The sequence below is a fragment of the Flavobacterium sp. KKT103 genome, from assembly GCF_055640565.1.
Window position 1 is genome coordinate 3222250 of record NZ_CM145766.1, and the last position, 22831, is coordinate 3245080.

The window sequence follows — 22831 nt, forward strand, 5'->3', positions numbered from 1 at the left end:
AATATGAAATTTGTAAAAAGACTATTGGCGCTTAATTGCGCCATTTTTTTGATTTCCTGTAGCAGTGAATCAACGACAGTCGTAGAACAAGTTCAGGTCAAAGACGACTTTAGCTATGTAACTGTCAACTCCACAGGAAAGATTAATTATATTGGAAATAATACTGGTGCCATTTCATCTTACTCAGAATTTAGTGGCTTTAATACTGCTGCATTTTTGAATTTGAGTACAATTACTTCAAATGCAAATAAAATTTATTTAGTGGAAAATTTAGGAAAGGATAAACTGTTTATTTTTGACAAAAAAACTAAAGTAACAAGTTCGTCACCTCTAGTTTACCCCACTCCTTTGACTGAGCAAGGATCTGCTATCATAAGTTTGCAGTGGAATGATTCGAAAAGCTTATTATTTGGAATAATAAAAGCAGATAAAGATAATTCTAAATCAATAAACTATTTAGTCACTATTAATCCAACAACCTTTGAGGTCATTAAAACAGGGCTTTCCTTCAACCAAACAGGTTCTTATTCAACTGCTTTAAATGGTACAAAATTATATAGTTCTTCTTACAACGATTATGCAGTTGAAATTAATTTAGAAAACTATACTTCTACTTTTCTCTTTTTTAACGCTACTAACAACTTTATTCCCTTTACAAGGGCTGCTGTAACCACAAACAATATTTTGTATGGTTTGCAAGCCTTGACTGGATCTTTCAATGGTGTTAGCCTTGTCAAGTTCGACCTTCAAAGCAACATTTACACTGCTATTTTGCCAAATGAAACTTATGGTATAGATAGCCCTTTCGGTAAAGGATTTATTGACTCTGCAAATAACCAATATGTTACTATTGCAAATAAAAACAACAAGTCAGGCATTTTAAAATACGATATTCTAAAAAACGCAACAGAGTTTGTACCTGTAAATGGAGGTTCTAATACGGTTATCATAGAAAAAACAGCTAACTAAATAAAATAGTTTCACAGTACACAGGATGATTTGGACGAACAATGATTCTAGGCATGGATAATTTATTTAAATAGAGAGCCTAAAACCTACCGTTTAAAACAAAAAAAATGAGTTACACTAATTGTTGTAACTCATTTTTTTATGTGCTTTTTTCTTAAAACTTCGATAGCGTTTCCAACACATAGGTGTGCATCACTTCTCTGTAATCCAGGTGCGTAACGATACGCAACTTCCCTTGTCCCATAGAGCTAATGGTGATGTTTTTGTTTTTGAGCTTTTCGATCAAAACCTTTTCGTCGTAGGAGGGTGCAAGTGTAAATATCAGGATATTTGTTTCTACTGGTTCTACTTTGGCAACCCAGCTTTTAGAGCTTAGCATTGCTCCTAATTCTTTTGCTCTCCGGTGATCTTCGGCTAGGCGTTCGATGTTATTATTCAGCGCATAAATTCCGGCTGCAGCCAAATAACCCACTTGGCGCATTCCACCTCCAAATATTTTTCGGATTCGTAAGGCACGGTGAATGGTCGCTTTATCAGCTAATAAAACAGAACCAATCGGTGCTCCTAATCCTTTCGACAAACAAACAGAAATCGTATCGAATATTTTACCGAATTCTTTCGGATCTTGCTTTTTGGCCACAAGCGCATTCCAAATTCGGGCTCCATCAAGATGAAATTTCAAATTATTGGCAACACAAACCTTTTTAATATCTCTAAGATCTTCTAATTCATAACAAGCACCACCGCCTTTATTAGTTGTATTTTCTACCGCTACTAAACTGGTCAATGGATTGTGGTAAAACTCGGGATCATTAATCGCACCAGCAACTTGCTCTGCTGTTATCATGCCGCGTTTTCCATCTAATAAACAAAAAGAAACCCCACTATTAAACGATGCTCCTCCACCTTCATACAAGTACACATGGGCATATTTGTCGGCTATAATTTGCTCTCCTGGTTGGGTGTGTAACTTCAAAGCGGTTTGGTTGGCCATTGTCCCTGAAGGAAAAAACAAGGCCGCTTCCATGCCAAACATAGCCGCTAAACTTGACTCTAATTCAATAACTGTGGGATCTTGCTTGTACACATCGTCACCCACTTGGGCGTTGAACATGTACTGCAACATTTCGTATGAGGGCTTAGTAACCGTATCGCTAACTAAATTTATTTCCATATGTTTTATTTAAATAAACAACTCAAAGTTGGTCTGACCTAAAAAATTTCTATTTTTGCCTACAAAATTACATAATTTATGACAACTACCGAACAAATTAAAGGTATTGTAGAGCGCCTTGGTGCGTTGAGGAGGTATCTTTGACGTTGATGCCAAACTAATTGAAATTTCTAACGAGGAAGAAAAAACTTTTGCTCCTGATTTCTGGAATAACGCCAGAGAAGCAGAACTAATTGTAAAGAATCTTAGAAATAAGAAAAAATGGATCGAGGACTACAATAAAGCCATCGAACTTACGGATGAATTACAACTTGCTTATGAGTTTTATAAGGAAGGAGAACTCACTGCTGAGGAACTCGATGAGCAACATTTAGCGACTGAAAATCACCTGGAAGCCATTGAATTCAAAAACATGCTATCCGATGAAGGTGATAGTTTAAGTGCTGTTTTGCAAATCACGGCTGGTGCCGGTGGTACTGAAAGTTGCGACTGGGCATCGATGCTCATGCGCATGTACATGATGTGGGGCGAAAAGTACGGCTATAAAATCAAAGAATTAAATTACCAAGAAGGAGAGGTTGCCGGTATCAAAACCGTAACGCTCGAGTTTGAAGGGGATTATTCTTTTGGGTATCTAAAAGGCGAAAATGGTGTGCATCGTTTGGTGCGTATTTCTCCTTTTGATAGCAATGCCAAGCGTCATACGTCCTTTGCTTCTGTTTATGTCTATCCGTTGGTGGATGATAGTATCGAAATCGAAATCAATCCTGCCGATATCGAAATTACGACCTCACGCTCTAGTGGAGCAGGTGGACAAAACGTAAATAAGGTAGAGACTAAAGTACAATTGTACCATAAACCAACCGGAATTCAGATTCAGTGTTCAGAAACGCGTTCTCAGCAAGACAACAGACAACGCGCTATGCAAATGCTTCGTTCTCAGTTGTACGAAATCGAATTGAAGAAGAAGCAAGAACAGCGCGCCGATATCGAAGCGGGTAAAATGAAAATCGAATGGGGTTCCCAAATTAGGAATTACGTCATGCAACCCTACAAACTGGTGAAAGATGTTCGAACCGGACACGAAACTAGCAACGTAGATGGTGTGATGGACGGACAAATTGATGACTTCCTAAAAGCCTACTTAATGATGATGGGACAAAAAGAAGAAGAATAACTAATTATTTTTGCCCAACTTTATTTTCAATCGAATAGTTTACAACCCGACAAGAGCAAATTCTTGTCGGGTTTTTTATTATCGGCTACGGTTGACCCTATTTAGCTTACCAATTATTCTAAAGTACAAACGGACGACGGTAATTTATTCCCAAAAAAACAACCAAAAACCTATTTTTAGTTAATCTTAGCCTTAGTATTCGTAAAGGATTTGGAAAACTAGTTTCTATTTCTTTTATTTGAATTCAATTAAACTATTTACAACCACACCACCTATGAAATCGTATTCTGTCCAAGAAATTAATGAAGTCCTAAAAGGAGAAATTGTTGGTAACACTTCACATCTTGTTACTGCTCCTGAACAATTAGAAGCAGCAGCTGAAACTGAAATTTCATTTATTGGAAACAGAAAATACGAAAAAATATGGGCGACCTCTAAGGCATGCGTTGCCGTGGTCAATGAAGACATCTCCATTGAACCTGGAGAAAACAAAGCTTTTATTAAAGTAAAAAATGCAGATTTAGCCATGTCGCAAGTGCTAGAGTTATTTGCACATCCTATGCCTGTATTTGCTGTGGATATTCATCCTTCGGCAGTAGTCGATAATACAGCTACAATTGGTGCAGGTGCTAAAATTGGTGCCGGATGTTACATTGGTCCTGACGTAAAAATTGGTACTAATGCTATTCTCTATCCAAATGTTACGATTCTGGATGCTTCTACTATTGGTAACAATACCGTTATTTGGTCCAGTAGTGTGGTTAGAGAGCGTTGTCATATTGGTAACGATTGCATCATCCATCCTAATGCAACGATTGGTGCAGATGGTTTTGGTTTCAGACCTTGCCAGCAAAGAGGTTTGGTTAAAATTCCGCAAATAGGAAACGTAATCATAGGCAACGGAGTCGAAATTGGAGCTAACTCCTGCGTCGATAGAGGGAAATTCAGCTCTACCGTATTGGGTGATGGTTGTAAAATTGACAATTTAGTACAAATAGGACATAACAGTAAACTCGGTCGTTTTTGCATTATGGCAGGACACAGCGGTTTAGCAGGATCAGTAACCTTAGGCGATGGCGTTATCATTGGCGGAAGCGCTTCTATAAAAGACCATACCACTTTGGGCAGTGGAGCCACAATTGGTGCAGGCTCAGGCGTTGTAAGTGACGTTCCAGCCGGTAAAACGGTTTTAGGATATCCTGCAGTCGAAGCACGAGATGCCTTGAAACAATGGGCCATTTTAAAAAGACTAGTTAATGATTCTAAGAAATAAACCACTAGAATTTATCATATTCATAAAAAAACAGAAGTTCGCTTCTGTTTTTTTATGTTTAAAGCGAAAATATTTTAGAATCGGTTCTAAATAATAAAAATTATTTCGATTGATTTTGTAATTTAGCACCAACTATTTATAACCTTATTACAACATGGATTTAAACTTCAACAAAAACGAAGATCACAATAAACTTTTATTATCACAGTTAAAACACAACCTTTCTAAAGTTAAATTAGGCGGTGGTGAAAAAAGAATTGAAAAATTACATGCCGAGGGAAAAATGACCGCCAGAGAGCGCATCGATTATTTGCTAGACCCAAAAGCCAAAGCCATTGAAATTGGTGCTTTTGTAGGCGAAGGAATGTACAAAGAACACGGTGGCTGCCCATCAGGTGGTGTTGTGGTAAAAATAGGATTTATCCGTGGCAAGCAATGCGTAGTCGTTGCTAACGATGCCACAGTAAAAGCAGGTGCTTGGTTCCCTATTACCGCCAAGAAAAACTTGCGTGCACAGGAAATCGCAATGGAAAACCGCTTGCCCATCATTTATTTAGTAGATAGTGCTGGAGTGTATTTACCAATGCAAGATGAGATTTTCCCAGACAAAGAACACTTTGGACGCATCTTTAGAAACAATGCGCAAATGAGCAGCATGGGAATCACCCAAATTTCGGCTATCATGGGTAGCTGCGTGGCTGGTGGTGCCTACTTGCCTATCATGAGCGACGAAGCCATAATTGTAGAAGGAACAGGAAGTATTTTCCTTGCCGGAAGCTATTTGGTAAAAGCCGCTATTGGCGAAACCATCGATAACGAAACTTTGGGTGGCGCAACAACACACTGCGAAATATCAGGTGTTACGGATTATAAAGCCAAAGACGACAAAGACGCCTTAGACAAAATAAAAAATATCGTTGATAAAATTGGAGACTACAACACTGCTGGCTTCAGCCGTGTGAAAGCCGAAAAACCAGCTTTAGACGAAAAAGAATTATACGGAATCCTTCCGAAAGCACGTAACGAGCAATACGATATGATGGACATCATCAATCGATTGGTAGACAACTCAGAGTTTGAAGCCTACAAAGACGGTTACGGACAAACGATTATTACCGGTTACGCTCGCATCGACGGTTGGGCAGTAGGAATTGTGGCCAACCAACGAAAAGTCGTGAAAACCAAAAAGGGCGAAATGCAATTTGGAGGTGTAATCTACTCCGATAGTGCTGACAAAGCCACTCGTTTCATCGCGAATTGCAACCAAAAGAAAATTCCATTAGTATTTGTACAAGACGTTACCGGATTTATGGTAGGGTCAAAATCAGAGCAAGGCGGAATCATTAAGGATGGTGCCAAAATGGTAAATGCCGTAAGTAACTCCGTAGTGCCTAAATTCACTGTGATTGTAGGGAACTCCTACGGTGCCGGAAACTACGCTATGTGTGGTAAGGCCTACGACCCAAGATTAATTTTTGCTTGGCCAAGCGCGGAGCTAGCCGTAATGGGAGGAACACAAGCCGCCAAAGTTTTGGCTCAAATCGAAGCTTCATCCTTGAAAAAAAGTGGTGAACTAGTCGATGCCGAAAAAGAAGCTGCGCTATTCGCTAAAATCAAAGCCCGTTACGATGAGCAGGTTTCGCCTTACTACGCCGCCTCCCGCTTATGGACGGATGCGATCATTGACCCGCTAGACACCCGTACTTGGATCTCTATGGGTATCGAAGCCGCCAACCACGCCCCTATCGAAAAACCATTTAACCTAGGCGTAATTCAGGTTTAATTCACTTTTATTCTTATTTAGGAGCAGAACCCTATTTTTCAGTTCAGCATCTCTCCCGCTATACGCTGTATTCCCGCCAAAAAAGGCGGGAGATGCCGCTGCTATCGGGGCTAAGTGACAGCGTCTTAAATTTTCACACTATTCTCTTACAAATTGAGGAGAATCGTGTATATTTGGGGTTGTATGCTAGGCAGCGGTAATTTCACAAAAAATCGAAGAATTCAATAATCAAAATAAAAAAAATGAAAAAAGTTATATTCTTTACATTATTAATATTCTCTGTAAATTTCTACTCTCAAAAAATCGATAGTGGAAAAATTAGTTCTGAAGACAAGAGTAACTTAATTGAAGAATTATCTACTCTTTCTGGAGTTAAAATTGACGAGACCAAAATTTTAATTTTGAATTTTTATATTAAACCAGAAACTGAACTGAATGGTTCATGTATTGACTATTATACTAATGATTATGCTTATAAGCGATTTATAAAAAAGAATAAAGATATAGTTCAGTTTTTCATTTCAGAAAAAATGTATGTTTATAAAAACAGAAAAGTAATCGAAGACAAAAATGATTTTATTAGAAAATTGGTTTTCACTAACGCAAGAAGATGCGGAAATTATATTATTGTAAAACCTAATGGTGAATTCATTAGAAAATATGGAGAATATAGACAAGATGAAATCCCAAAAGTGATTAAGCAAAAAAAAACTACTATGAACAAAGATTTAGAACGATGACAAAACATGTGGTGAATTCAAGTTTATCAATTGTAATAAATTTTATATTACAAAAATAAAACGTTTGATGAGACAAAAAATAATTTTAATGAATAGAGTAAAAGCACACTAAAATTAGGCACTGAAATTTTTTGAGTTGAAAGATTCTCAAATAATATCTTTAATGAGATATTGAATACTAATAAAAGTTAATTTATGAGGTTCGAACCAATGTAAACCAATATTGCAAATGCTTGCTTAGAATCGAAACTATTCATCAAATTAATTGCATAAAATAAATTTTAAAATTTTTAAAAAACAAATAATGACTAAAAAATTACTTTTAATAATACTATTTTTAGTTTTAAGTGTGAACAGTTTTGCACAGATTGTATACGTTAAACAAAATGCAACTGGTTTAAATAATGGATCAAGCTGGCAAGATGCATTTACAGATTTAAGTACAGCCATAAACACAACCGCAACGGGAGAAATTTGGGTTACGGCTGGTACTTATTTCCCATCAACAGATGTAAATGAAGAGATTCCTCAAGATCCAACATTCAAGACTTTCAAATTAAAAAAAAACATTGCAATTTATGGAGGCTTTAGCGGCGTCGAAACCAATTTAAAACAGAGAGATTGGGTTGCAAATCCAACAATATTGAGTGGTGAGATAGGAAATCCTAATGACTTAAAAGACAATCTAATTCATGTAATTACTTGTGAATATGTCAATATAGATAAAAATACAATTCTAGATGGATTAACAATAACCAAAGGATATGCACAATCAAGCAGTGGAGCTCTTAATGGAGGTGGGTTATATATATTTCAAACTTCAGGTGGCAGTTTTACGATGCGCAACTGTATTATAAAAGAAAATTATTCCGAAGGCTCTGGAGGTGGAATGTACATTCAAAATTGCGATCCATTAATCGAAAATTGCACGTTTATCAGCAATGCAGCTTACAGTGGCGGCGCAATGATTTTGCATTATAGTCATGCAACTATAAGAGAAAATGAATTTTCAAATAACATAGCAACAGGGCACGCGCTGCACTGGGGCGAAGGTGGCGCTATTCAAATAGAGGCTTATTCAAGTCCAAAGATTCTCTCCAATAGTTTTACAAACAATTATGCTCAATACAAAGGGGGATGTTTAATAAATTCGTCTAATTATGATTTAACTTTTTTTAATAATATAGTTTCGGGAAATCGCTCAAGAAATGGTGGGGCTGTGTACTTAAATGGTACATCATATTTAATCAATAATGTGTTTCATAGCAACACCGCTCGATGGTATGGTGGTGCTATTTATATGGATTACAGTGGTTATGGTAAATTTTTCAATAATAATGTGGTTAATAATTCCGCGGAAACAGCTGGTGGAGGTCTGTACATTTTTAAACCCTCACATGAAATTTATAATAGCATTTTTTGGAATAATGTAAGTCCACTTGGTTCACAAATTAAAACTTTCAATACTGTATTAGATTGGACCCAAACAATCCAAAACTGTAATGTACAAGGCGGCCTCTTAAATGTTCATAGTGAAGGAAATCCAATTATCTACAAAGACAATCTCAATGTTGATCCTTTATTTGCAGATTTATTATCTAATGATTTTAGATTACAGACGAATTCACCGCTTATAAATGCAGGAAACAATTCAATATTTCCTTTGTCTTGGAAGGGACTCCGTGGAGAGACAATAAATTTCCCAACTAAAGATGTCGTTGGATATCAAAGAATTATAGGTACAATTGATATTGGTGCGTATGAATTTGGAGGCACATTAGGCATTGCCAGTCAAATTGAAAATAACAATTTTAGTATTTATCCAAATCCATCAAATGGTATATTCAATTTTAAATCAACTGAAGATTTAGAATCAATATCGGTGTCTACGATTCAAGGCCAAACACTTTTCAAAAATTCTAAAGCACACGGATTGAAAAGCATCAATCTTACTGGTTATCCAACTGGGCTATACTTTATTAACTTTACGATTGGTGGCAAAACCTATTCACAAAAGATCATCATAAAATAAGTTTTAAGATTTTAAAAAAAAGTGACAATTAATTATTACAACTATAAACTACTATTTCACTGTCAGAAAAGTACAAATAATAATACAGCTGAATTGTCTAAGGTGTAGCAAACGCGATAAGTCTTCACAAAATTTAAATTTAATAACATGCTAGATCAAAAATTAGTATCTACACAAAAATTTATTTACGCAAATTACCTCATTCAAGCAGTAAACCCATACTTACAACTTTAACAGTTGACAACTGTAACAAAGCATCTCTATATAAAGTCTAATAGAAAAAAGAAGTATGGAAAAGAGAAGAAGACTTTGGCTGAAACAAGTTGGATTAAGCGTTGCAAGCATTGGATTAGCAAACGTAAAATCGTATGCATCACCTACTTTTCCACAGGAGATTTTATCTATTGCAGATAATAACAACTTAATTTTTCTGCGCTCCAACGAAAACCCTTACGGACCATCACCTTTAGCCCGCAAAGTTTTTGTTGACCATGCTAGTAGCAGCAACCGCTACAATTGGGATATTGCAGATCAACTAATTTCTGACCTCGCAAACAAAAATAGTGTTGCCACTGAAAACATACTGCTAGGAGCTGGCTCAACTGAAATCTTAGATTTGATTGCCAAACTCGTATCACTTAACAAAGGAAATTACGTGATCGCCGACCCAAGCTATGATTATTGGACCGATACATTGGATAATTTTGGTTTAGTCAAAAATAAAGTACCGCTTACAACCGATAAGAAAATTGATTTACAAGAGATGTTCAAGGCTGTAAATCAGGAAACAAAACTTATTTATATTTGTAACCCCAATAACCCAACGGGAACAATCCTTGAAAGAACAGCATTAATTGAATTTATCAGTAAGATTCCGCAAAACACAGTAATCCTAGTTGACGAGGCCTATTTGGACTTTACTCCACAACAATCGCTAGCTGGTCTTGTAAACGAACACAAAAATCTAATTATCACAAAAACATTTTCTAAAATGTATGGTTTAGCTGGAGCGCGTATTGGCTATGCCATTGCCAACAAAACAATAATTGAGAGCTTAATGAATTTACAGTCCAATACCAATAATAGCGTTAGCGTACTATCAAAACTTGCTGCAATCGCTTCCCTTAAAGATGATCAATTTGTCTCAAATTGCTACTCCCTAAATGGCAATGTCAAAGAATTTACAAGCAACGAACTCAAAAAATTGAATTGCGACTGTATTGATTCTAATACAAATTTCATCTATTTTTCTCTTGCAAAGTACACCAAAGACTATTTCAAATTATTAGAAGAGCATACTATCGAAGGAGGAAGAATATATGAAGAAGAAGGTAAATGGACCAGAATTACAGTAGGCACCATGGACGAGATGAAAAAATTCATAAGAGCAATTCAATAGCAAATACCTTAAAAACCTGTTTTGAACTAACTGAAAATTTTTACAATTAATAGGTAATATCAAATTTTTGTTAAGCCTAAAACCAAGTAGATACTGCTTTATATCTAGCTCGAAACGAATAAAACATTTTTTCTACACAGTCCGCAACCCAAAATAAAAAACATGAAAAGTTTCTTGATCTCTATATTAACAACAATACTAACAATTACTAGTTCCTATGCTCAGCAAAGAAAAATTATTATTTTGGATAGCATATCAAGCTTTCCAGTTAAATATGCTAATATCGATTTCCTAAATGGGTTTGGTGTTTTTTCGAGTGAAGACGGTAGCTTACTCCTTACTGACGGAAATATTAAGTCTATAGAAATATCTCATGTTTCTTATGAATCTAAAAAAATAGACTTAAAAAAAACAACCGATTTAGTCGTGCTTTTAAAACCAAAAATAATAGCATTAAATGATGTAGCAATTGCAACAAATTCAAAATTAAAGGTAGTTAAAACACTGAAGACTAATCCGAAAAGTCATCATGATTACAAGATGATGTATTACAGTGCAATAGGTTTGACTTTTGCCTTTAAGATTACTTCTGATGATGAAAAAATAAAATACTTAAAAAGTATCGAGATTCCTTTATTTACAAAGTCAAATGACGCAACAAAGACAATCTATCCTGAAAAAAAATACCCCTATAAAACGCTAATAAAAGTAGAACTGTTAGAATCTGTAAATGATATGCCGGGTGAAAACTTATATGACTATAGTAACTATGAAGTAATTAACTCTGAACTAATAAGAGATTCTTATACTTCAAATTTTGAAAAAAATATTAAAATTCCCGAAAACGGTTTGTATGTTGCCGTTACATTTATTGGGAAAGTTGATGAAAACAACTTCCTAATTTTTGAAATGCCTTATGACGTTAATTCGAAGTTTCCGGACGCAAAATTCAGGAAATTTATTTTACCTAACATTCCAATTGTAGAGAGCCAAAAGGAGACCACAACCTGGTATCGATTTAATTATATAGAAAATCCCAAGTGGAAACAAATTGAAAAACCGAGTATCTATTTTAAAAATAAAGACTATCCCATTCTCGACGTCGGTATTGGTTACAAAATTGATGTAATGGAATAAATGCACTTCCTTACGTTACATTAAAAATAAAATGAAACCCATACTAATAGTTGTAATAGCTACTCAAAATAGGCTAATTAGTCGATACATTTCTTTTTAAAATAGTTAGGCAATAGGTGTTGTTTTGTAAAATCGCCTCTTTTTACTTATATTTACTAGAATTGCAACGTAGGCATTTGCGATGTTCAGCCATCTCAAAGCAGTGATCCGAGATCCAAAGTACTAGTAGACTGGTGAAAACTAATTTTTTAAAAAAAACTATGAAAAAATTAATGATTCTCGTACTAGTAGTTACTTCACTTTTTAGTTGCTCCAAAGATGAAAAAATAACCAATCCAGAAACTGTTTTAACAGTGGTCGACTCAGATGGAAACACGTACAAAACCATCAAAATAGGAAAACAAATTTGGATGTTGGAAAACCTCAAGACTACAACCTTTAACGATGGCACACCCATAACGCAATTTAAATTTGGCATGGATTGGGCAGATTTACCAAATCAAAACCCTCAATATCAATGGGCAGATACCAACGACTTAAACAATGTGGTAGCCGAAGAATTAGCATTCGACTTTTATGGAGCAATGTACAACCATTGGGCAATCGAATCTGGGAAATTAGCACCAAAGGGGTGGCGGATCCCTTCTCAAACAGACTTTCAAGAGTTAGAAAATTACTTATCCATAAATGGGTTTGATAGCAAGAAGTCTTCGGCATTAAAATCAGCAACAGGCTGGCTTCCTAGTTCTGGTAACGGAACGAATGCAATTGGATTCAATGGTTTGCCAAATGGCTATATCAATGTGTTTGGAGGTCCAACGCTAGGGCAAGGGATCTGTACTTGGGCAACTTCAAATGTCAATAATAGCCTTCCTATTGGATCCAGAACTAGAATCCTGCTTCAGCTTTCTGACAATGAAAACATTATGTATACTGCCAATTCTATCCGAATAGGCTCTGGTGTACGCTGTATTAAAGAATAACAAGAGGTCGCCCAAGTTTAAAAGCAAAGCAAACTGTTTTATATTGTTGATTATTCCTAAGTTTAGACCTAGATATCCGATCACAAACTGATAAAAATACTAAACAAAATAAAATAGACTCAATTGCATTATGAATCATAAAGTACTGTTATTATATGTTTTAAAAAACAAACTTACTATTAAAACTCATAACAAATAATCCCAATATCATTTATTTCAAGAAAGTAATTGCAAACAGCTACTGATATAATAGTATCTAAAAATATTCCCACAAGTAGTTTCTGAGCTGAAAAAAAATAGATTTTTCTTCACTAAAACTTACTGTCTCTTCATATCCAACACACTACTAATTTTCAGAAATCAATAACTATCAATAAAACAGTAAAATTTATATCTTTTATCTTATAAATTAAGTTTATTTTTGAAATGTAGAAACGATACATAAAAACATGAAACATTCTTTTTGGAAATCTGTACCACTGGCACTACTATTAATTTTTAGCATGTTTTCATGTAGCACCGCAAAAGTGGCATCTCATGAAACACTAACTAAAACAGCATACAGAAATGTGAAAATTGCTACATCCTCAAAAATTATTGAGAAAGACACGATCACTTACAATGAATTGCGGTTTTACAACGTTAACTCTGCTTCGGATTCCATGAAATCCATGTTTCTAGATTTTGGACCTTGCACTATGGAAGACAAAGGACTGCATCAAAATAATATTAATCGAAAAATCTGGAACGATATAGCACTTTTTAATACTAAAGAAGTATTTAGTATCGTAGCAGATGGTACAGAAACTAGGAATGATTATTATGCCTGTTTTATAATTGTTGATGCTAATGATAAAGATTGTTTGGACGAAAATTATCCTTTGAAAAATAAAATAATTGATTTCTTTTACGAAAGAATGAAAACAAATAAAAATAAGAAAGAGTAATCCAATCCTAATCTCCTTACTTTTAGGACTTATTTAAAAATATGCAATACCAATTTAGACAAGCCACCACTCAAGAAATTCCCGCGATTTGGGAAATACTGCAACAAGCCATCGCCCGCAGGAAAGCAGATGGAAGCAATCAGTGGCAAGACGGCTACCCTAACCTAACCGTGATTGAAAGCGATATTACTAAAGATGCAGGCTATGTGATTACCGATAACGATACTATTGTAGGCTACGTAGCACTTTTAATTAACGATGAACTCGAATATGCCAATATTGAAGGCGAATGGTTGACCAATGGTGATTTTGTCGTATTTCATAGAGTCGCCATAGCCGAAAATCAATTGGGAAAAGGACTCGCTAAAAAACTACTACAACACATTGAGGAGTTTGCAAAAGCGAATAGAATTGTTAGTGTCAAAGCCGACACGAATTTTGATAATCTCGCAATGATAGCCGTATTTGAAAAACTAGGCTACCAGTATTGCGGACAAGTTTATTTTAGAGGTAGCGCCCGAAGAGCCTATGAAAAAGTACTCTCAAAAAATGGATAATATGAAGAAAATACTACTGCTAGTTTTAACTGTGCTGTTGTTCATACAATGCTCCTCGGTTAAAAAATACAATGCTCAACTAGACACACTTATTTCAGTGGAAAAAATGAAGCAAGATGTCGATTACACTTATCTACAACTACAACGTTTACATCCTAATTTATACGGATACATCGACAAAGCTGCTTTAGACTACAAATTCGATAGCGTAAAAAAAACAATTACTAGTCCGTTAAAACCGCTTGGCTTTTACAAAAAACTGAGTCCATTGGTAGCAGCAGTGCGTCAAGGACATTCCCAAGTTTATATTCCTACCAAGAAATTTACTAAAAAAGAAGCTAAAATTTTAGAAAAAAAGGGCACTGGTCCTATTTCGCAATTCGAGTTGGATGTCATTGATAACAAACTGTATGTTATTAAAAACAAATCGTACGATAAATCGATTCAAGCAGGAAGCGAAATCATTAGTATGAATGGACTTAATCCTATGGATTTAAATACCGAATATGACCACTATTTTACCTCAGATGGCTTTAATACTACGTATAAAACTAATGTTGCTAGCCGCAAAATAGTCTCCTATTTCACCGCTGAACAAGGTATTAAAGACAGTATAGCCTATCAGTTTCAATTTAAGGACAGTATCAAAAGTAGTACCATTGCTAGAAAAAATCCTGAAAAACCAAAACAGGATTCCTTAAAACAAAAAACTCCAACAGTAAAACCAATTGTAACCCAAGCACAAAAAGAAGCACAAAAAGCCTTTAAAAGAAAAAAACGAATTAACGGCTATAATAAAGACGCTCAAAACTTTACCCGTAACTTTAATTTTGTTGCAAAAGACAGCAGTGTGGCGCTAATGAAAATTAGAGGCTTTAAAAACAAAAGCTACAAAACATTCTACAAAGAAAGTTTTCAGCAATTGCAGGATAGTAAAACGAAAACACTCATTTTAGACCTCCGTTATAATGGTGGTGGCCGATTGGCTGAAATCGCCGAGTTGTATTCCTACCTAGCCGACTCGAGTTTTGTTTTCTTGGATAAATCAGAAGTAGTTTCAAGAGCTAGTTTACTTAGAGGTAGCTATTTTGAAACTAATTCAATTCCTGAGAAAATAATCAAAATAATTTTTGCACCACTTGCTTACACCTATGCTTTGTTCGAGGTGAAAAAAGAGAAAGATGGGAAATATTACACCCAATCATTTACTAAGGTTAAGGAACCAAAGGCAACCGCTTTTAAAGGAAAGATTTATGTTTTAATTAATGGTGGAAGCTTCTCGGCTTCTAGTATTATCTCCTCTAATTTAAAAGGATCCGGGCGAGCGACCTTTGTAGGCCAAGAAACAGGAGGCGATTATAACGGAACAGTAGCCGGATTCATGCCTGAACTTAAACTACCCAATTCTCAATTAATAGTAAGGATAGGTGTTATGAATGTAGTTCCGTACTACAAAACACCCGTCCTAGGTCACGGTATTTATCCTGATAAGGAAATCCTACCTACACTTCAAGATAAAATAGACGGTAAAGATCCCGAGCTAGAGTGGATTGTAAATGAAATCAATAAAGCGAATGCCGCCCAAAAAGAAAGTAAGTTAAATTAAGAACTGCATCTAACAAAAAAGCATCATGATCTTAGAATCGTGATGCTTTTTTTAGTTGTGATGTAAAGAAAAATTAAAGACTCTCGAGCATTTCCTTCCTTTTAATCTTTCCATTATCTGTTTCTACAAATTTAGAGATATAATAAACTTCTTTTGGCTTTTGGTACTTATCCAAACTTTCGAAAATAGCTTCCGGTAAAACCGTTTGCTCCCCTTCAATTACAAGTACTAATTTCTCGCCTAAGTCGGTATCAGGAATTCCTCCCACAAAAAAGCGAGCAGAAATATGAGCGGCTAATTGTTCTTCTATCTGTTCCGGAATTAATTTAATGCCGCCACTATTCACAACATTGTCGATACGCCCAAGGAAAATAAATTGATGGTCATTAATTAATTCCACTAGATCATTGGTAACGATATGTTCGTCAGTTATTTTGGGCGCGTCGATAACCAAACAATTTTGATCATTTTGAGAAATGGTAATATTGGGTAAGATAGAGAATGCTTTTTCTCCTATCTTTTTGGCAGCAATATGCGTAATTGTCTCGGTCATACCATAGGTTTCGTACACCGCTGTTGGTACTTTAAGCAAACTTTTTTCGAGTGTTTTGCTCATTTTGGCACCTCCTACGATCAATTTTTTTACATTTTTAAGCTCTTTCAAGGAATTTTGCGCTTGTAAAGGTACCATGGCAACAAAATCAAAGCGCTTGGTATTTTTATCCAATGGATGCGAGCTAGGCGCGACAAAATCGATTTCCAATCCCAAAATAAAACTTCGGATTAACATCATTTTTCCAGCAATATAGCGTGTTGGCAAACAATATAAGGCGGTATCACCAGGTTGTAAATCAAAAAAATCTCCTGTCGCCAATGCAGAGTTCACCATGTTCTTCTTTTTCACCCTAATTAATTTAGGAGCTCCCGTTGTTCCCGAGGTTTGCAAGTCGATAAATGAATTTTCGTCAAACCAATCTAATAAAAAATCACCTATTGATTTCTCAAAAACATCGCCTTCTTTGATCAAGGCATAGGATAAACTGCATAAATCCTGCTTATTTAAATGAACGCCATTTAGCTTAAAACGATTGTGAACATTCTTGTAGGATACTTTTTCCATGTTAGTACGGTTTTACCATTTAATTGGTAGTAATAGGTTTAATTTTTCCAGTTAGTTTTTCTTTCCAATGGGTCCATTGGTATTTTTTACTAAAGATATACAAAAGAATTGGGTACACAATCACTACCGGCAGGAGCACATCCATTCCCGCCTCTGGTTCTGAAATATCTTTCAAGATCGAATGCGTCTGAAAAACAGTCCAATCTGAGGTCACCAACAAAGCACCTAATAAATTATTGGCTGCATGAAAACCTAATGCTAATTCTAAACCCTCGTCCATCAGCGTTAAAATTCCTAAAAACAATCCGGTTCCTACGTAGTAAATCATAATGATATTCCCCATTTTGGTCACTTCGGGATTAAAATAATGCATTCCCCCAAATATCAAAGAAGTCATCAGAAGTGGAAACCATTTATTGCGCGATAAATTACCAAAACCTTGCATCAAATAGCCTCTAAACACATATTCTTCAGTGCTTGTTTGAATAGGAATAAGCAAAGTTCCAATAACCACTAAAATCAAAAACGGTACAGGTTTAAAAGTAAACACAAAATCCTCAGGAGCAATATAATAATAGACTACTGTTGACAAGACGGTCAATAAGCTCCAGATTGAAAAAGCAAAAAATATTCGAGACCAATCTATTTTTTCCCTTGAGGTAGTTACCGATAACATGGTTTGCTTATGCAAATGTTTGACTACAAGATACAGTGCAGATAAAGCAAACACAAAGCTAATAAGTAATAAAAACAGTGTGAGGTTGGGTTCAAAAAAATGCATTAAAGCGTCACCTTTTGGGAATTCACGACCGTTAGTTACCGTTTCATATTCAACCGCCAAAATTAAAGGTACTTGACCAATTATTGAGGCAATAAAAATTAAGAACGATCCCACTAAATACTTCCTAAAATAATTAGTTTTACGCACCCCTTGTTCTATAAACATCTGATAAATTTTAATTATTCTTCTACTTTTCTCTTTTCAACCGCTACTTTTGTAAAATAAAAATACCTTATTCCTTCTTACAATGATACAAATATACCATAATCCACGATGCGGAAAATCAAGAAATGCTTTAGCGCTAGTAGAAGCTACTGCCAAAGAATATACTATTATCAAATACCTTGACAATCCACCTACGGTTGAAGAACTGAAATCTCTTTTGGTAAAACTAAACCTAAAGCCAATAGAATTAGTAAGACAAAAAGAAAAAATATGGATAGAAAATTATAAAAACAACCCTTTATCCGATGAAGATATCATAAAAACTATGGTTTTACACCCTATTTTAATCGAAAGACCCATTCTAATAAAAGAGTCTAAAGCCATTGTGGCTAGGGACTTAGACAAGATTACAGCTTTTCTTGGATAGAACCTTATTTCTTTTAACAATTATTTATGAATTGTCTATTAAACTAAAAAGACCTTTTGGCGTCTTATCCTAAAAAAAACATAAAACCAATGCAAAATTTTTTAAAGTACCTTTTAACATTAAGTTTATTTATTAGTTTTTCAGCAGGATTTGCACAGGATGCAACTGCAGCTAAAGAAAAAGTAAAAATTACTGGAACTATTATCGAAAAAACTTCCAAGCAACCACTTGAGTATGCTACTGTAACTTTAATAAACAGTAAAAACCCTAAAATGATTGCGGGCGGAATTACAAATCCAAAAGGAGAATTCAATATTGACGTCACTCCTGGTACGTACAACATCATTATTGAGTTTATTTCATTTAAATCAATAAATCTAAAAGAACGAAAGTTAGTAGAAAACACTAATCTAGGTACTTTAGGACTCGTTGAAGACATCTCACAACTAAATGAAGTTGTTATTAGAGCTGAAAAATCTACAGTGGAGATCAAACTAGATAAGAAAGTCTACAACGTAGGTCAAGACATGCTTGTAAAAGGTGGTACTGTTAGCGATGTACTAGAAAATGTACCTTCTGTATCCGTGGATGTAGAAGGAAATGTGAGTTTAAGAGGAAGTGACAACGTTCGTATCTTTATAGACGGTCGTCCTTCTAACGCTTTAAATATGGCTGAGGCTTTACGCCAAATTCCTGCTGATGCAATTGATAAAGTAGAAGTAATTACAAATCCATCTGCACGTTACGATGCAGAAGGTGGAGCTGGTATCTTGAACATCATCCTTAAAAAAGGTAAAAATCAAGGGATAAACGGAACATTCATTGCCTCAACAGGATATCCTGAAACCTACGGTTTAAGTGGAAATATCAACTACAAAACCGAGAAAATGAATTATTTTACAACTACAGGATACAATTATAGAGTGAATCAAGGAGGTGGTAAAACAAATTCACAGTATTTTGCAACAGATCGCTCTACAACTGGATTCATTGATGAAACCCGTGATACAGAGAGATTAAGAAAAGGAATCAGCACTAAAACTGGTTTTGAATGGTCGATTACTCCAAATACTTTTTGGACTAACTCCGTAAGTTACCGAGATAATAATGGTACTACAGATGATTTAGTTAACTTCAACAATTTTGACGCAAATAGAAATTTTACTAATTCTAGTTCACGTTCTAATATTGGATCAGCTAGTGGAAAAAGTATTGAGTTCGCTTCCAACTTTATCAAAAATTTTAATGACAAAGGTCATAAATTAACATTAGATGGTTTGTACTCTAAGGAGGACGATGTTGATAACTCTACTATTATTGGCATCAATAATACATTCCCTGACAGAAACACCACTGGTGGCACAAACAACATAAGTGAACAAAATCAATTACAATTTCAAGCTGATTATGTTTTACCTATTGGAGAAGGAAGTCAATTTGAGGCAGGATATAAAGGAAACTTTAATGACTTATCTAAGGATTTTAGTTTTCCAGGAACAACAATTGGAACAATTAGTCCCGATATTTTAGAATACAAAGAGAAAATCAATGCTATTTATACCCAATACGGATTTAAAGTCAACAAGATATCGTACTTGTTTGGTTTAAGATGGGAAGACACCAATATTGATATTAATTTACTTAATGCAAATAATTTCAACAATAAAAAGTACAATAACTTTTTCCCAAGTGCTTTTATCAATTATGAAATATCAGACAAAAGTGGCGTATCATTGAGCTATAGTAAGCGTTTATCAAGACCAAGAGGACGTTTCCTTGACCCTACCCCTAACATCTCAAGTAATATTAATATTTTCAAAGGTAATCCCGACTTAGATCCTTCTTTAACTGATAAATTTGATATTGGATACATTAATCGTTGGGATAAGGTAACTTTTAATACTTCGATGTATGTCGAAAACACTAAAAATGTATTCTCATTTGTACGTTACGAAAATGGAGATTTTGTAAATCCAGACCTAGATATAAATGGTGATCCAATAGATAACACAGGAACCCCAGTAATTTTAAGTACACCAATTAACATTGGTAAAGAGCAAAAATTTGGTCTTGAATTTACTTTAAATTACAGCCCGACGAAAAAATGGAAACTAAACAGTAGTTTTAACTTGTTCAATTCTAAAACTACCGGAGATTTTACTTATTTGAATTCAGATAATGTAGTTATTACCCAAAACTTAGACAACCAAGCGACAAACTGGTTCGCAAGAGTAAACTCAAGATATACTTTACCATATAAAATCGATTGGCAGTTGAGCGGAACCTACAACGGTCCTAGCCGAACAGCGCAAGGACGAAGCTTAGGAATGTACGGTATCAATACGTCACTTAGTAAAGATGTATTAAAAGATAAAGGAACAATTGCTTTTAACATTAGTGACATCTTCAACTCAAGAAAAATGAGATCTCTGGTTAACTTGCCAAGTGTAAGCTCTACAAGCGAAATGCAATGGAGAAGAAGACAGTTTAACTTATCGTTTACTTACCGTATCAATAAAAAGAAAACAGATAAAGACAAAAATGCTCCAACCAATCGTGAAGATGATGGTGGCGGATTTCCTGGATAATTTTACAATAACAAAAAGGACTCATGAAAATGGGTCCTTTTCTATTTAGTTTATAGCCATAAAAAAAAGGACTCGTAATTACGAGTCCTTTTTCTATCAAACAATCAAATTATGCTGATTGCTCTTCTTTCTTTTTAGCTTTCTTCTCTTTGTAAGCTTCCCAAGTCGCTCCACCTACCCAGTAGGATACGAAACTAACTAGAAAAAACATTAACCAGAATCCTATGGTAAGGATCGTTAAAAAAAGTAAAAAGCCTAAATACTGTGAAAATTCAAACATGTTTTCCGGAATTTTGAATGTAGCCACAAATATAAGCGTAATATTTTTTTATAGCAATAAAAAACCAATCCAATTTTTATAAAATACAATTAATCCGTAAATTTGAGATTATCTTGGAGCTTTATCCAGCTATCCATTACAATCCACGCTAAAAAGCGTGGGATTTCCATTGCTATCTGGGCTAGGGCATTCCAATTCCTTTCACGCTTCAATGCAATTCATTATTTTAAATCCATCAAAACATGAAATTCAGAATAGAAAAAGATACTATGGGCGAGGTCCAAGTCCCAGCTGATAAATATTGGGGCGCACAAACGGAACGATCCCGTACTAATTTTAAAATAGGTCCCGCAGCGTCGATGCCTCATGAAATAATTGAAGGTTTTGCTTATTTAAAAAAAGCCGCCGCTTACACCAATTGTGACTTGGGTGTATTGTCTCCTGAAAAACGAGATGCTATCGCAGCAGTTTGCGATGAAATACTAGCCGGCGGACTATTAGATCAATTTCCTTTGGTGATTTGGCAAACAGGATCAGGAACGCAAAGCAATATGAACGTGAATGAAGTAATTGCCAATCGTGCCCATGTTTTACAAGGATTTGCACTTGGTGAAGGAGAAACATTTGTAAAAGCGAATGATGATGTCAACAAATCTCAATCTTCTAACGACACCTTCCCTACTGCCATGCACATCGCTGCCTATAAAATGGTAGTAGAATTTACGCTTCCCACTCTAGAGAATCTTAGGGATACTTTAGCTAATAAAGCAAATGAATTCAAGAAGATAGTCAAAATAGGTCGTACACATCTTATGGATGCTACACCCATTACCTTAGGACAAGAAATATCAGGATATGCAGCACAATTAAGTTACGGAATCAAAGCGTTACAAAACACGCTACCTCATTTATCTGAGATCGCATTGGGCGGAACCGCAGTTGGTACCGGATTAAATACACCTACGGGATATGACCTAAAAGTAGCGGACTATATCGCACAGTTCACAGGGCATCCTTTTATAACTGCACCCAATAAATTTGAAGCTCTTGCTGCTCATGATGCTATTGTGGAAGCGCACGGCGCCTTAAAGCAAATTGCTGTCTCGTTAAATAAAATAGCAAACGACATCCGAATGTTAGCTTCAGGCCCGCGATCAGGCATTGGTGAAATCCACATTCCTGAAAACGAACCGGGATCATCAATTATGCCAGGAAAAGTCAATCCCACGCAATGCGAAGCTTTGACCATGGTATGTGCGCAAGTAATAGGAAATGATATGACCATAACAGTCGGCGGAATGCAGGGGCAGTATGAACTCAATGTATTTAAACCCGTCATGGCTGCAAATTTTTTACAATCTGCTAGATTGTTAGCTGACGCTTGTGCTTCTTTTGACCTACATTGTGCACAAGGAATTGAGCCTAACTACAAACGAATTGAAGAATTGGTATCCAATTCCTTAATGTTAGTAACTGCTTTGAATCCAAAAATAGGCTACTATAAAGCCGCGGAAATTGCGCAAACGGCACATAAAAACGGAACTACATTAAAAGAAGAAGCTGTACGATTAGGATACGTCACAGCAGCAGATTTTGACGCTTGGGTCAAACCAGAAAACATGGTATAAAAAAACAGACTTATAAATAATGAATACCTAATCGATATTTCAGTATTTATAAGTCTGTTTAATTA

19 protein-coding genes are annotated in these 22831 nt (G+C 35.4%); 15 read left to right on the top strand and 4 right to left on the bottom strand.

The features are described from left to right. Positions 1-3 precede the first annotated feature (3 nt). Entirely contained in the window at positions 4-969 is a 966-nt protein-coding gene (locus ACZ2G0_RS13865) for a hypothetical protein (RefSeq protein WP_470308114.1), read from the top strand. 154 nt (positions 970-1123) lie between these two features. Here the strand turns inward: ACZ2G0_RS13865 and ACZ2G0_RS13870 are convergent, their stop codons facing one another. After that, complete coding sequence (locus ACZ2G0_RS13870; protein WP_470308115.1) at positions 1124-2143, bottom strand: threonine aldolase family protein; 1020 nt, start codon at positions 2141-2143, stop codon at positions 1124-1126. A 78-nt stretch (positions 2144-2221) separates the two neighbouring features. On the opposite strand from ACZ2G0_RS13870, the gene prfB reads away from it, so the two are divergent. The 11 genes from prfB (at position 2222) to ACZ2G0_RS13925 (ending at position 15777) form a co-directional block, all read left to right on the top strand. After that, a protein-coding gene (gene prfB, locus ACZ2G0_RS13875; protein ID WP_470308116.1) for a peptide chain release factor 2 occupies positions 2222-3320 on the top strand; the annotation gives its coding sequence in 2 pieces (ribosomal slippage) (positions 2222-2284 and positions 2286-3320; 1098 coding nt in all). Positions 3321-3594: 274 nt separating this feature from the next. After that, positions 3595-4593, top strand: a complete 999-nt coding sequence (lpxD, locus tag ACZ2G0_RS13880) for a UDP-3-O-(3-hydroxymyristoyl)glucosamine N-acyltransferase (protein WP_470308117.1) — start codon at positions 3595-3597, stop codon at positions 4591-4593. A 154-nt stretch (positions 4594-4747) separates the two neighbouring features. Beyond that, positions 4748-6376 carry an acyl-CoA carboxylase subunit beta gene (locus ACZ2G0_RS13885; protein WP_470308118.1) on the top strand — a complete coding sequence of 543 codons (1629 nt, stop codon included), beginning with the start codon at positions 4748-4750 and terminating at the stop codon, positions 6374-6376. A 242-nt stretch (positions 6377-6618) separates the two neighbouring features. After that, positions 6619-7116, top strand: coding sequence for a hypothetical protein (locus tag ACZ2G0_RS13890; protein ID WP_470308119.1), 498 nt, complete (start codon positions 6619-6621; stop codon positions 7114-7116). A gap of 304 nt (positions 7117-7420) precedes the next feature. Next, complete coding sequence (locus ACZ2G0_RS13895) at positions 7421-9148, top strand: T9SS type A sorting domain-containing protein (RefSeq protein ID WP_470308120.1); 1728 nt, start codon at positions 7421-7423, stop codon at positions 9146-9148. A gap of 289 nt (positions 9149-9437) precedes the next feature. After that, complete coding sequence (locus tag ACZ2G0_RS13900) at positions 9438-10547, top strand: pyridoxal phosphate-dependent aminotransferase (protein WP_470308121.1); 1110 nt, start codon at positions 9438-9440, stop codon at positions 10545-10547. Between the two features lie 162 nt (positions 10548-10709). Next, on the top strand, positions 10710-11684 hold the full coding sequence (locus ACZ2G0_RS13905; RefSeq protein ID WP_470308122.1) for a hypothetical protein: 975 nt from the start codon (positions 10710-10712) through the stop codon (positions 11682-11684). 260 nt (positions 11685-11944) lie between these two features. Continuing rightward, positions 11945-12667, top strand: coding sequence for a fibrobacter succinogenes major paralogous domain-containing protein (locus tag ACZ2G0_RS13910; protein ID WP_470308123.1), 723 nt, complete (start codon positions 11945-11947; stop codon positions 12665-12667). 449 nt (positions 12668-13116) lie between these two features. Next, on the top strand, positions 13117-13614 hold the full coding sequence (locus tag ACZ2G0_RS13915) for a hypothetical protein (protein WP_470308124.1): 498 nt from the start codon (positions 13117-13119) through the stop codon (positions 13612-13614). A gap of 41 nt (positions 13615-13655) precedes the next feature. After that, positions 13656-14171, top strand: a complete 516-nt coding sequence (locus tag ACZ2G0_RS13920) for a GNAT family N-acetyltransferase (protein ID WP_470308125.1) — start codon at positions 13656-13658, stop codon at positions 14169-14171. Position 14172: 1 nt separating this feature from the next. Further along, on the top strand, positions 14173-15777 hold the full coding sequence (locus tag ACZ2G0_RS13925) for a S41 family peptidase (RefSeq protein WP_470308126.1): 1605 nt from the start codon (positions 14173-14175) through the stop codon (positions 15775-15777). Between the two features lie 73 nt (positions 15778-15850). Here the strand turns inward: ACZ2G0_RS13925 and ACZ2G0_RS13930 are convergent, their stop codons facing one another. Both ACZ2G0_RS13930 and ACZ2G0_RS13935 read right to left on the bottom strand, forming a co-directional pair. Continuing rightward, a complete protein-coding gene (locus tag ACZ2G0_RS13930) occupies positions 15851-16897 on the bottom strand; it encodes an AMP-binding protein (RefSeq protein ID WP_470308127.1) in 1047 nt (348 codons plus the stop codon). 19 nt (positions 16898-16916) lie between these two features. Further along, the gene (locus ACZ2G0_RS13935; RefSeq protein ID WP_470308128.1) at positions 16917-17843 is read right to left on the bottom strand and encodes a lysostaphin resistance A-like protein; all 927 of its coding nucleotides are present in this window, start codon (positions 17841-17843) and stop codon (positions 16917-16919) included. Between the two features lie 82 nt (positions 17844-17925). On the opposite strand from ACZ2G0_RS13935, the gene arsC reads away from it, so the two are divergent. Then, complete coding sequence (arsC, locus tag ACZ2G0_RS13940; protein WP_470308129.1) at positions 17926-18270, top strand: arsenate reductase (glutaredoxin); 345 nt, start codon at positions 17926-17928, stop codon at positions 18268-18270. 89 nt (positions 18271-18359) lie between these two features. Then, positions 18360-20858 (top strand): TonB-dependent receptor, encoded by a 2499-nt coding sequence (locus ACZ2G0_RS13945; RefSeq protein ID WP_470308130.1) that lies wholly within the window; start codon positions 18360-18362, stop codon positions 20856-20858. A 109-nt stretch (positions 20859-20967) separates the two neighbouring features. On the opposite strand, the gene ACZ2G0_RS13950 is transcribed toward ACZ2G0_RS13945, so the two are convergent. Beyond that, on the bottom strand, positions 20968-21138 hold the full coding sequence (locus ACZ2G0_RS13950; RefSeq protein ID WP_300286974.1) for a hypothetical protein: 171 nt from the start codon (positions 21136-21138) through the stop codon (positions 20968-20970). A 242-nt stretch (positions 21139-21380) separates the two neighbouring features. Here ACZ2G0_RS13950 and fumC point away from each other — a divergent pair, with 242 nt between their 5' ends. After that, positions 21381-22766 (top strand): class II fumarate hydratase, encoded by a 1386-nt coding sequence (gene fumC, locus ACZ2G0_RS13955; RefSeq protein ID WP_470308131.1) that lies wholly within the window; start codon positions 21381-21383, stop codon positions 22764-22766. Positions 22767-22831 lie beyond the last annotated feature (65 nt).